We start from the raw sequence: 12,206 nt of genomic DNA, 5'->3' as shown, positions 1-12,206 counted from the left end.
TCAGTACAGGGTATCCGGCAACTGGAACTGACTGAACAGTCCGCCGGTGAACGGGTTATCTTCCGTGTCCGTATGCACCCGGTACACCATCGCGCCACCATCCACGTTAAAGCGCACGCTGAATGTGCCATCCTGCACGCCGGTGAGTTGTCCTGCGCCAAACAGCCTGAACTGCGCCCATGGCCCGCTGAAACTGATGCTTCGCGGCGCGTTGCCGCCGATGCCAATCAACGTCAGTTTGCTTTCATTACCCTCACGCATGTTATTTGGCCAGACCAGATGCGCGGTATAATTGCGACCCTGGCTGTAGTCCACTACCTGACCGTCAAGGTTGAGTACGCTGCGCCGTTTATTGCCGGAAAGCGATACGGTTTCCACGGCAAACTGGGCGCCCAGCCCATTCTGGCGGCTGAAAAACGCTTCGCGGATCTCCTGCGCAGTTTCCAGTTGCCTGCGGACATCCTCGCGGATAATGACGCTGTTGTCCCCCTCTCCCAGGCTCAGGTCGTTCTCTATAAACAGCCGCAGGTTTTGCTGATAAAAGGTATCCAGTACGCCGTCCGGTTTAAAGAAGCGTTCAAACGCATCCAGCGAAGCATCCTGTGATGAGTGCGGGTTAAACGGATAGCTGTCGGCGAGTTGTTCGTTAAAGGGTTTGACCACGTTGTCGCGCCAGTCCACTTCCATATAGTGAACCGCCTCCACCATCACCACATGCCAGGCCTGATCGGCCAGCTTGCCCACCCAGCGATTAAGCGGTGCGGGCAATGTTTTTGCCATCTGGCGGGTGGCGAAGATGGGATCACTACTGTTCTGGTCAAGCCGTAACTGCACCGCCTTCAGCGCTGATTTTCCCGGTACCGGTGCGTTCTGGATCGCCAGCAGGTAACGGTGTAGTTCCGTCAGTTGCTGATAGACCGTCTGCAGGGTGTTTTCTTTGTCCTTCTGTACCGCCAGCGTGCTGTTCTCCGGAGCAAACTCATGCCCCAGGCGCGTCAGTAACTGGTAATCCGGTTCTGCCATGGCTTCCTGAAGCGCTTTATCATCCAGTTTTTCGGAGAGTACGGCGGGCTGCGTGTTGTCGCGTAGCGCCGTCAGCGCCCTCTGGAGCGGCTGATCGCCGCTAGTAATTTGCTCCAGCGCCCCGGTCAGCTCCGCAACAGATTCATAGTCTCGCACGTTGAGGTTATCCATCCCGGCGCGCCAGGTGGCGGTGTAATCGCTGAGATATTGTTCGGTGAGCTGGCGCTGAATTTCTGCCCGGTCGGCTTCGCTGTATTTCACGCTGTGCGTCAGGTTCAGCACCCAGGAATCCATCGCCGTCAGTTCAATCAACGCATCGCGCTGTTTCACAAAATAACTTTGCAGGCCATAGCGGGTAAGGAATTGCGGAACAATAAGTTTATTATCATCCCCGGAGGTAAATACCTGATCAAACGTGGCGCCCACCTGGTCGCGAAGGTTCAGATCGGCGGGCAGCACGCCGAGCGCACGCGTTTTCAGACTCTGATAAACACGCTGGTAGACGGGCAGTTTGCTGAGTTCTTTCTGGGCCGCCACCACCGGGCCATCATACGGCGTCCAGAGGCTGATGGCGTCGCCGTCGCCTGCCTGGCGTTCCGCGTGCCAGTCAGTGTGTTGCAGGGCGTAGTCCAGATGAGACATAAGTTGCGCCTGAATATCCCGCTGGCCGTGGAACTGATCGCTCCAGCGTTTAGCCATATGCTGCTTCACCACCTCGTTACTACGTCCGCTTTTATCCTCCAGCATTCTGATGACGCGCAACACTGCGAGTTTTTCCTCGCTTTCCGGCGGCGCGGCATTCATCTCTTTGACCAGACCATTAAACAGGGCGGGCAGGTAACGCTGCTCCAGCAGTTGCAGGTAGGTCTGCTCCACATACGGGCCAACACGCCTGCCCTGATACAATCCCATATCGGCCAGGCGGCTGCGATCGCCCCAGTCACCGTAGGCCAGTGTGGCGTCACGTACCGGGTTAAGTAACGGCAGTTGCAGGTTGCCGTAATCGTCCATCCCCTGTGGTGGGGGAACAGACATAAAGGCTTTTGCCTGTTCCAGTACAGTAATACCGGAACGCCAGTTGTTATTGTAATAGTGATGCCAGCCCGTAATCAGCAGCAACGCGGCGATGCCCCCGGTGACGGAAAACACCGATAACCGACGTCGGCACTGCATTAACCAGATACGGCTTTCACCGGCGAGATTAGGCTCTGCCAGTAAGGTCTGTGGAAACAGGTTACGGGTAAAATAGGGGGCAGTATCCACCAAAGGCCAGGCCGTCATCGGGCTGTTACCCAGGCGGAACTGACGGGCGGCGGACTGCATAAAAATATCGTCTATCTGGCCGCGTTGTAGGGAGGAGGTGAAGTACACGCCGCGCAGCATGACGTCCATATTTTCTCCGTCCAGTAGCCCGTTCAACAGAGAAACCAGTGGATCGCGGCTCCCCTGTATCTGGCGGACAAAGCTAAACAGGGAACTGCGGGAGTCGGGGGTTAACATCCGCTCCGGTAGGGCGTTATTGAGCAGTCCGCCCCAGGTCTGCCAGAACACATTCAGCTCCGCACGCCAGTCGTCATTTTCATGGGCATGACGGGTAAAGGTGACGCCAAGAATGGCGTCGCGATCGTTCCTGTCCAGAGACTGGAACAGCGCGGCAAAACCGTGCAGTAAATCCAGTCGGGTCAGCACCAGGTAAACAGGCAACTGGCAGTGAAGATGCTGGCGTATCTCCTGCAAACGGCTGCGCAGTGACTGCAACAGATGTTCGCGACGGCGTTTGTCAGCTGTCAGCAAATCGGGCAAGTCGAGTGTGATAATGATCCCGTTCAGCGGCTGGCGGGCACGTTTTTCCACCAGCCAGACCAGAACGTGCTCCCATAACCGACGGTGCAGAACATCAGTATCCGGTTGTTCGCAAAGTACACCGTCAATATCAAAAATGACCGCCTGCTTGCCAACATGTGGTGTCAGGTACACACGTTGTTCTGCACCCCGACCCGTTTCCGGCGTATAAATGATATCGGATGGAAAACCTTCCCGTAACAGTGCAGTTTTACCGCTCCCGGCAGGACCAATAACCATATACCACGGCAGTTGCCACAGGTAACGGCGGTTGTCGAGATGGCGTTGCAGCCGCAGTAGCCAATGGTCGAGATAACGTTGTTGGGCAGTCAGCTCTACGGTCAGCGGATCTTTTTCCTCCTCACGCTGTTGTTTTTGCTGTCTTTCCAGCAGTTGCAGGCGCTTCATTACCCTGACGGTAAGCCATATCAGCGCCACAAGCGCCCAGGCTGTCGTCGCCAGCCAGCGATTTGCCAGCGGTTTAAGCCACTGCTCGCCATATAACGACCATGACGGGCCTTTCCACCAGATCCATATCAACAGCACAATCCACGCCAGTGCCAGCAGCCAGGAGGCGGAAACCTTAAAGCGGGGCATCGCCGGTCGGAGGGCGGATCGCAGACTGCTGAACAGCCGGGGTGTTGGTAATCTGAACACAGTAACTCCTTGTTACTTTATAACTTTTCTGCCGTGAATTTTTTTTCCAGTTGCTCCAGCAGGGATGGCTCCCAGTCAGCTAACGTCATGCGCAGCCCTGCTTTAAACAACATCCGGTATTGCTGCTGTGCAAGCTGCACCATTCCGGCTTCTTCCATCAGTTGCGCGCCAAGGTACTGCCGGTGAAACTGATCGCGCGGATCGTTTTCCGGCAGCTTTTCCAGGTAGTGCAGCGCGGCTTCCAGTCCCTGCTCACTGAAACACTGGCGGACAGCCTCAGTGTCTTCGTCGGTCCGCACTATCGGGCCTGTCTGACTAGCCGGAGACGTCGCCAGCCACTGTTTTGTCTGCTCGCTCATAAACGGCGTGCGGTCATTAAACAGCAGGGTGGCCAGTTGCGGCAGGCGGGCGAGAAAACGGGTCAGTTCATCACGGATGGCTTCTGCGGCGCTGGTGTAACCCAGGCGTTGCGCGGTCTGCGCCGAAAGGTAATGCCCATCGAGCCAGTACGGGGCCAGAATCAGGCTTTTTTCCACCTGCTGCCAGAGCGCCAGATCGGCATTGTTCAGTCGGGTCTGATAATCGGCGGTCATGTCAGCAGGCACTGCTGCAAGCGGTGTCCTCCCGTCACTTTCTGCCTGGGGTACGGAGGTAATGGCCTGCCACAGCGCATGGCGACGCAGGCGGTAACCCTGCGGTGAATCCGGCTGGCGCTCACAGAGAATGGCGGCGACTTTCAGCAGCGTGTCGCGCCAGGCTTTGTCGTCATGACTTTCAATATCGATGGCCGGAACCGCGGCGATGGCAGACGTCGTCGCCAGTGAGGGGGCAGGGGCAGTGAGCGGAGGTGAGCCGGCGGATAGCGGCACAGGCTGAACAGGGGCCGCCTCGCGAAATGCCCGGCGATACTGTGAGGAGAGGTCATCCACGGTCTGTGCCAGCGCCGGGACATTATGCTCTTGCCAGAGCTGTGCCTGTTTTGCCAGCGCTGCCAGCAAGCTGTCGCGCTGCGTGGTGTCGGTACTGTCTGCGAAACTCTCCACCCCGGCTTCAAAACGTTTGATAACCTGAGCGGCCAACCGCTGTTTATGTATGGTATTTTGCGGTGCGGCCACCGTCCAGTAATGCTCCACGTACAACGTCAGTAAACGCAGCGCCAGCAGCGGATCACCGGCGTGTTGTAGCGTGCGCAGCAGATGGGCCAGCAGGCGAAAATCCTTGCTTTCCGAGGCCAGAATCACAAGCCCTCGGCGCTGAATTTCTGGGATATCAAGCTGACTGTGAGCCAGAGAGCCGAGTTTGAGCATTTCGCCGTCGATATATTCCCAGTCAGGATTATCGTCTTTTAGTGCACAGGCCAGTTTGTCTTGCGGTAGATTTTCCAGCAGGTGCGAAATCCAGATATCCGGGTTACGTAAGTCCATAGTATTACTCTCCCGCCCAGTGGCAGGCATCACGCAGCGGCGCGATGGCTTTCGCCAACCCGTCAATGTTAAATGTCAATTTCCCGGCAGCGCTGTCCGTACCGGTATCAATGGTTAACGTTTTTGCCCCCAAGAGCTGCTTGATTTCATCAATGCCGGATAAGCCCCGGCTTGATTCCAGCAGCGTACCGTTCTCACGGATGAACCATCGCGACTGAATCTGTCGGGTATCGGTGGTCAGCGTAACGTCGATGCCGTCCGGCGTCATGGCGTGCGTCAGCGCCACCTGCATCCGGGTGATGTTATCCACGCAACTGAACATCAGTACCGGGCGCGGCGGTATGTTGCCGATAGCGGGCGTAGTGATAATTACCGTGGGGCGTTCTCCACCGTTCTGCGTCATCATCAGTGTGGTGGAGTTGTCCTGACGCTGTTTTTCCTGAGTAAAGGCCCGCTTCCAGGCTTCACCTTCATAACTGGCCTTAACCAGCGCGCCATCAAAACCAGGTTGCTCCGGTGCCAGAAGATGGTCATAGCAGTCGAGTCGCTCCAGCGCAGCAGGTTTCCGGCGACAGGCCATCATGGCACTGAGCGTTGTCTCGGTGTTGGTTACCGACACCACAATCCCCGGCAGGATGGCAGCCGCCTGTTTCACCGCTGTTTCCGCCTGTATTGCGCCGGGGAATAATCCTGGCAACAGCATCATGATCAGGAGCGTCTGCATTCTGCTCATAGAACGGTTTCGTCCTCTGTTTCCAGTTCAGGCTGAGTATCCTCATGCGGTGCATCTTCGACGTCAGCGGTAAACGCGCCGTCCTTCACGCCCAGCGTGATACGAGCAATGGCAATGTTCGACGCCATTTTCTGCAGCAGCAACAGTGACAGCGGCGGAAGCATCTCGCCATCGATAACCGATTCCAGCATTCGCGCGCCGTTTTCAGCACGGGTGACGCGTTGCATGATTTCGTCGGTGACTTCAAGCTCAATCACTACTTCCGTGTTAAAACGAGTACGCAGTACGTTATCCAGCCGTGCCAGCTTCCCGGTGATAATGACGGAGAGCGTTTCACGCGACAGTGGCAGATACGGCACCACTTCCATGCGCGCCAGCAACGCGGGTTTGAAGAAGTCTGCCAGCACCGGATACAACGCATCGTGCATGGTTTCCGGGGTTTCGGTATGTTCGACAATCACCTGATAACCCAGGTTAGAGGTGAGGAAAAAGACGATATTTTTACAGTCGATAAGACGGCCTTCACCATCGGCCATTTCACCCTTATCGAATGCCTGATAGAACAGGTTGAGCACGTCCGGGTGGGCTTTTTCTACCTCATCGAGCAGTACCACGGAATACGGTTTCTGGCGGATGGCTTCGGTCAGCACGCCGCCTTCGCCGTAGCCGACATAGCCAGGAGGGGAACCAATCAGGCGCGAAACGGTGTGTTTCTCCTGGAACTCCGACATATTGATGGTGGTGAGGTACTGACGCCCGCCGTAGAGCAGCTCTGCCAGTTGCAGCACGGTTTCGGTTTTACCCACGCCGCTGGGACCGGCCAGCAGAAACGCGCCAAGCGGTCGCCCTGGACGGCGCAGATCGGCGCGGGCGGTCAGCAGGTGTTTGTGCAGGTGCTTGATCGCCAGGCTCTGTCCCTTGATGGTGTCTCCCAGCCATTGCGGCAGATCGGTGATGACTGACATTTCGTTCTGCGACAGACGGTTAAGCGGTACGCCGGTCCATTCGGCAATGACGGCGGCAATCTGTTTTTTATCGACGTGCGGGGAAACCAGGAGCTGCGTATGGTGCAGAGTCCCCAGTTCAACGGTTAACTGCGCCAGACGCGCAGCCGGGCTGATTTCAGGCTCCGACGGTTTGGCTTCCGCCTCATCCATAGCCACGGCGTTATCTTCTCCGCCGGTGGCGTCCGTTTCGTCCAGTAGCTTTTTACGTAGCAAAATAATTTCCTGAACCAGCGCCTGCTGCTGATGCCATGCTGATTCCAGTTCATCCAGTTCGCTCAGCGTTTCGTCATACTGAACAATCACCTCGGTCAGCCGTGAGGTGTCCGAGCGCAGGCCGATGCGGATCTCGCGTTCAAGCTGGCGCATCTCCGCTTCGCACTGGTGGCGCAGGGTGGTCAGCGCGGAAATCTGCTTCGGCGGAGAGGAAAGGTTAATCGCCACCCGCGCGCAGGCGGTATCCAGCACATCAATGGCTTTATCCGGCAGCTGACGACCTGAAAGATAGCGTTCGCTTAACGTCGCCGCCGCCTGTAACGCGTCATCGTCAATCAGCACGCCGTGGGACTGTTCATACACTGCTGACAGGCCGCGCAGAATAATGGTGGCCTCGGCAGCATTGGGTTCGCGTACTTTTACCAGCTGGAAACGGCGTGACAGGGCGGCGTCTTTCTCGAAGTATTTTTTGTATTCGCTCCAGGTAGTGGCGGCGATGGTTTTCAGCTCGCCGCGCGCCAGCGCAGGTTTTAGCAGGTTAGAGATATCCAGCCCGCCCTGCTGGTTGCCCGCGCCAATCAGCGTATGGGCTTCGTCGATAAAGAGGATCACCGGCGTCGGTGACTGGATAACCTCTGCCATTAACCCCTTAAAGCGCTTCTCAAACTCGCCCTTTACGGACGCGCCGGCCTGCAACGCGCCAAGATCGAGCGTCATAATATCGGTATTGCGCAGTTTGTCCGGCACCTGGCCTGCAACAATGCGCAGTGCCAGCCCTTCGATCAGCGCGCTTTTACCGACGCCTGCCTCGCCCACCACCACCGGATTGTTTTTACGGCGGCGGCAGAGGATATCGATCATCAGGTCGATTTCATTATCGCGGCACAATACCGGATCGAGTTTGCCGGTGCGGGCATCATCGGTCATATTTTTGGCGTAGCGGGCAAGCAGGCTGTCGCCGGTATCGGCTGCGGCGCTGATGATTTGTCCGTCCGCATTCAGCATAACCGACTCGGCGGACTCCTTCGTCCATCCGGCAAAATCCTGCTGTAGCTGGTCGCGGTTAATACCGGTGAGCAACCGGGCGGCGGCAGGCAGCACATAGCGCAGCGGCGAATGGAGCAGAGCGAGCAGCAGTGTTCCTCCACGCAGCTCGCTGTGCTGCATTTCGGCAGAGGCCAGCAGCCAGCCCTCTTTCAGCCATTCAACCAGCATGGGGGAAAATGATGGATAGCTGTCCACTGAACGGGTGGTAGCGTAATTTTCCACGGTCAGCGACTGGCGTAAATCATCGGAGCTGATCCCTGCACGTTCCGTAATGACCCGTAAATCGCTGCGCGGGATAGCCAGCATCTGGATCAGTACGTGGCTGACGGTGATTTCCGCTGCCTGCTGGCTCATACATTCTGAGGCTGCGGCTTCCAGGGCCTGTTTCGCAAAGGGGTTAAGCCTTTTTACCAGTGTGGCCAAATCAATCTGGATCATATGTGTCCTTACCTGGCGAGCAGCCGGTTTAACTGGTGAAGAATGTCCTGCGTCTGGCTGTCCAGGCGCAGCAGATAAAACAGATAAAACATCACCAGCACGACGATGCCACCTGACAAAATATGCCGGATGGTCAGCCGTTTAATGAGTTGGTATCGTCCGCCCTGGTTTTTTTTATCCTGGTGCAGTAACGGAAAAGGCGCGTCACCGCGCAGTTTATGCAGGATGTGATACAGGCGGCGGTAAATCTGCTCAAACTCCCCCTGATCCTGAGCCGCGACTTTATAGCGCCCTCGGAATCCCAGCGAAAAACAGAGAAATAAAAACTCAAGCAGATCCTGATAACGCTTTGGTTCACGGATCAGACGCTCCAGCAGAATGAACACTTTTTCGCCACCCCAGGCTTCATTATGGAAATGCACCAGTAACGACTGTTTGATCCATTCATTCTTGTTGGACCAGCCATTACCCAGCGCCGCTTCATCAATAAAGGTACACAGGATGTAACGAAACGAGATAATCACTCCAGGTTCATAGCCTTGCTCCTGGAGTAGCTGCTCCATCGCCTGCACATCCGTCACTACCTGGGTAAACAGGTGTTCAGGCATGGCATGACTGTTCATCCCCGCAACACGCATCACCATCCCCAGCAGCGGCGTGGCGGCGTCGATCATCGGGTTCAGGTTATTGCCGCGAAGTGCAAGCTGGTACTGGCGTTGGCCTTCGCCTTCGCTTTCGTATCCGGGTAGTGGCGACTGGAAATCAGCGGATAATCTGCCCGCTGGTGATCCAGCGTAATTGCTTCGGCATGATGAAAAAAAAGATTGATGGCGGGCGCGCAGTATAAACGCAAGGAGCCACGATGCAACTGGATATCTACTGGTAAGGGGCGCGAAAAACGCAACCGTAGGATGAAATGGTTTTCCTTTAATTTATCAGGTAGCGCCGGAACACCGCAGGCATCGAAAAAGAGAAAACTGTCGGCGTAGCAGAAAAATTCCTGGAGAATGCGGTAGCCACTGTGGACATTACCGGGCCAGGGCAGCATGGCATCCTCTGGTTTAAATCCCACTGCTTTCAGCATAAATTCAGGCATCGGGATCGACTGCTCGCCGGTAATCAACTCTGCGCCCTGTAAATATTCGCAAAGCCACAGATAAAGCTGGTAGCGGGTATAATCATCATCGTTCCCCAGCCAGAAACGTAGCCTGTTCAGATCCAGGGTGGTGGAATCAGTACCCGGTGCGACGGCAAACGTAACATCGATGATGCCGTGGCGGGGCGTGCTGTGATTTTCAACCTGCTCCAGTTGAACGGGCAACAGCCAGATATCCCGGCAAAGAGTGAACGTACAGGGTGGGGTTATATCGTGCTCATTGCCGGAATACGCAGACAATACCTGGTTTCCCTGAGTCTCCTTCGCTCCAGTGGTGAGCTGTTCGTTACGGGGGATGCGCACTGGCACGGAGGTTTTGTCCATATCCGGACTGTATTCAATCATCGTCATCGATGGCACCGGGCGCAAATAATTGGGCCACAGCATTTTGATCAGGCCGTGCGTCAGCTCAGGAAACTCGTCCTCAATTTTCTGGCGCAGATTGCCGGTCAGAAAGGCCACACCTTCCAGCAGACGTTCGATATCCGGATCGGCCCCTTTTTCAGCCAGAAACCGGGCCAGATGCGGTTTTTCGGTCGCCAGTTGCTTGCTTAACTGCCGAAGGTAATTCAGTTCCTGCCTGTAATAGCGTTCTTCGAATTCCATTTTGCTATTCCACCCGATAATGCTGACTGCCGTCCGGTGCCATATCAAACTCAAGCACATCGTCGATGTCGTTAAATGTCACCCAAGCGGTGATATGGAAGGTTATTTCCTGTGGGCTGGCCGCTTGGGGAACGACCGCCCGAACCTCAGCATGTGAGATCCGGGGTTCATAACGCTCAATGCACTGCGCGATGGCCTGGCTCATGGTGCTGCGATAATTATCCGACCCTTCCGGCTCTTCGATACCTAGATCCGGGGTGCCCCGACAACTGCCGGAGCGGGTGTTCAGAATATTTCGCAGGTTGTGGCGGATGGACTGTCTGAATACCTCTATGTTACTGCCCCCTCGCCAGTTTCTGACAGGAGGGTTTTCCAGGCGCTCAAACAGCGAGCCGGCAGGCCTCTCGCGCTCCGTTATCACTTGTCTAACCGTCCGACTAGAGACAATTCAAACGACGCGCCCATATATTTAAAATGGGGTCTTGCGGAAATCGCCACCTGATACCACCCAGGTTCACCATCCACGTCCAGTACTTCAACTTTAGCGCCACGCAGGGGCTTACGGCTGCGGACGTCAGCGGGGGGATTCTCCTGGTCAGCAACATATTGACGGACCCAAATATTGAGTTCCCGCTCAAGATCGCTCCTCTCTTTCCACGACCCGAGCTGCTCGCGCTGCAGCACCTTAATATAGTGTGCGAGGCGGTTGATAATGAACAGGTACGGTAATTGCGTACCCAGTTTGTAGTTGGTTTCGGCATCTTTGCCCGGAAAATGCTTGGGTTTCTGAACCGAATTGGCGGAGAAAAAGGCGGCGTTATCGCTGCCCTTACGCATGGTAAGGGTGATGAACCCCTCTTCGGCCAGTTCAAATTCACGGCGGTCGGTGATCAGCACCTCTGTCGGGATCTTGGCCTGAATCTGTCCCATTGATTCGTAGAGATGTACCGGCAGATCTTTTACCGCGCCGCCACTCTGCGGCCCAATAATATTCGGCGCCCATCTATATTTTGCGAACGAGTCGGCCACATTACAGGCCAGCATCCAGGCGGTATTGCCCCAGAGATAATGCTCGTGGCTGCGGCTGACATCTTCGGCATAATTGAAACTTCTGATGGGGTTTTCAGTGGCGGAATAGGGCTGGCGGAGCAGAAAACGCGGTGCGGTCAGCCCCAGATAGCGAGAGTCTTCGGAATCACGCAGCGCACGCCATTTTGTGTAAGCAGGGCTTTCAAAGATGGCGTAAAGATCTTTGATATTGGGCAATTCGGTCCAGGAATTTAATCCCATGAACTCCGGTGATACGGAAGACAGGAATGGCGCATGAGCCATAGCGCCGACGGCGCTGACATAGTTCAGCAGCTTGATATCCGGTGTGGTATTTTTGAACTCATATGCACCCAGTACCGCTGCAATGGGTTCGCCGCCAAACTGACCAAATCCGCTGGAGTAAACATGCTTATAGAAGCCTGACTGGGTAATCTCTGGCGCGAACTCAAAGTCGTCCAGCAGTTCTTCCTTAGTAACATGGAGAATATTAACCTTAATATTCTCGCGAAAATCAACGCGATCCACCAGGGCTTTCATTGAACGCCAGAAAGATTCCAGTTGCTGAAACTGAGGGGCGTGAATAATGGCATCCATCTGGCGGCTGATGCGGGCGTCGATGTCCGCAATCATGCTGTCCACGGCCAGTTTGTTTACGGGTTCTGCTGGAGAACTGGACTGCAGAAGGCTGGCAACAAACGCCGTTACACCCTGGCGGGCAATATCATAACCGTCAGCCCCGGGCTGGATGCGGGTTTGCGCCATGATTTCATCAAGTAGCGACGGGGTACGGCTTCCCTGTTCAGTGCGGGCGGAAACAAGTTCCTCTTCCTGTAAAGACATACTGAAAATCCTTGTGTTGAACTGTATTTCTGGAGCCAGATTTCACTGTCAGTGGAACACCTTCCGCCAGTGTGGCTTCGTCTGCTGATACCCGTTGAGATGGATGATTTCATCCCTCAGATATCCGATCCTCTGGTCAAACGCTGCGATCAATACATCCAGTGTTTCTG

General features: G+C 55.6%; 7 protein-coding genes and 1 pseudogene. All 8 read right to left on the bottom strand.

Translation table 11 applies throughout. The features are described 5' to 3' along the window. The 8 genes and pseudogenes from tssM to tssC all read right to left on the bottom strand — a co-directional run bounded on the left by tssM (position 1) and on the right by tssC (position 12,036). Complete coding sequence (tssM, locus tag WM46_RS09065) at positions 1-3,462, bottom strand: type VI secretion system membrane subunit TssM (protein WP_187394501.1); 3,462 nt, start codon at positions 3,460-3,462, stop codon at positions 1-3. 77 nt (positions 3,463-3,539) lie between these two features. Beyond that, on the bottom strand, positions 3,540-4,946 hold the full coding sequence (tssA, locus tag WM46_RS09060; RefSeq protein WP_102602052.1) for a type VI secretion system protein TssA: 1,407 nt from the start codon (positions 4,944-4,946) through the stop codon (positions 3,540-3,542). Positions 4,947-4,950: 4 nt separating this feature from the next. Next, entirely contained in the window at positions 4,951-5,679 is a 729-nt protein-coding gene (gene vasI, locus WM46_RS09055; protein WP_102602051.1) for a type VI secretion system-associated protein VasI, read from the bottom strand. Then, positions 5,676-8,384, bottom strand: a complete 2,709-nt coding sequence (gene tssH, locus WM46_RS09050; RefSeq protein WP_102602050.1) for a type VI secretion system ATPase TssH — start codon at positions 8,382-8,384, stop codon at positions 5,676-5,678. Before tssH ends, vasI begins: the two co-directional genes overlap by 4 nt. 8 nt (positions 8,385-8,392) lie before the next feature. Beyond that, positions 8,393-9,226 (bottom strand): type IVB secretion system protein IcmH/DotU, encoded by an 834-nt coding sequence (gene icmH, locus WM46_RS09045; protein WP_410374627.1) that lies wholly within the window; start codon positions 9,224-9,226, stop codon positions 8,393-8,395. Next, a pseudogene (gene tssF, locus WM46_RS09040) lies at positions 9,127-10,146 on the bottom strand (type VI secretion system baseplate subunit TssF); the annotation flags it as partial. The gene icmH and the pseudogene tssF, both read right to left, overlap by 100 nt. A 4-nt stretch (positions 10,147-10,150) precedes the next feature. Next, a complete protein-coding gene (tssE, locus tag WM46_RS09035; protein ID WP_102602049.1) occupies positions 10,151-10,567 on the bottom strand; it encodes a type VI secretion system baseplate subunit TssE in 417 nt (138 codons plus the stop codon). Beyond that, entirely contained in the window at positions 10,564-12,036 is a 1,473-nt protein-coding gene (tssC, locus tag WM46_RS09030; protein WP_102602048.1) for a type VI secretion system contractile sheath large subunit, read from the bottom strand. The genes tssE and tssC overlap by 4 nt, the downstream gene beginning before the upstream one ends. Positions 12,037-12,206: the final 170 nt, after the last annotated feature.

Origin of the sequence: Citrobacter freundii complex sp. CFNIH2 (genome assembly GCF_002880615.1) — a bacterium.
Taxonomy (GTDB): Bacteria; Pseudomonadota; Gammaproteobacteria; order Enterobacterales; family Enterobacteriaceae; genus Citrobacter_A; species Citrobacter_A amalonaticus_F.
The sequence above is the reverse complement of the archived record's forward strand: the minus strand, read 5'-3'. Positions and strand labels throughout refer to the sequence as shown.

Coding starts and splice junctions, on each gene's coding strand:
- tssM (WP_187394501.1), bottom strand. CDS start 3,462: ATGCCCCGCTTTAAGGTTTCCGCCTCCTGGCTGCTGGCACTGGCGTGG.
- tssA (WP_102602052.1), bottom strand. CDS start 4,946: ATGGACTTACGTAACCCGGATATCTGGATTTCGCACCTGCTGGAAAAT.
- vasI (WP_102602051.1), bottom strand. CDS start 5,679: ATGAGCAGAATGCAGACGCTCCTGATCATGATGCTGTTGCCAGGATTA.
- tssH (WP_102602050.1), bottom strand. CDS start 8,384: ATGATCCAGATTGATTTGGCCACACTGGTAAAAAGGCTTAACCCCTTT.
- tssC (WP_102602048.1), bottom strand. CDS start 12,036: ATGTCTTTACAGGAAGAGGAACTTGTTTCCGCCCGCACTGAACAGGGA.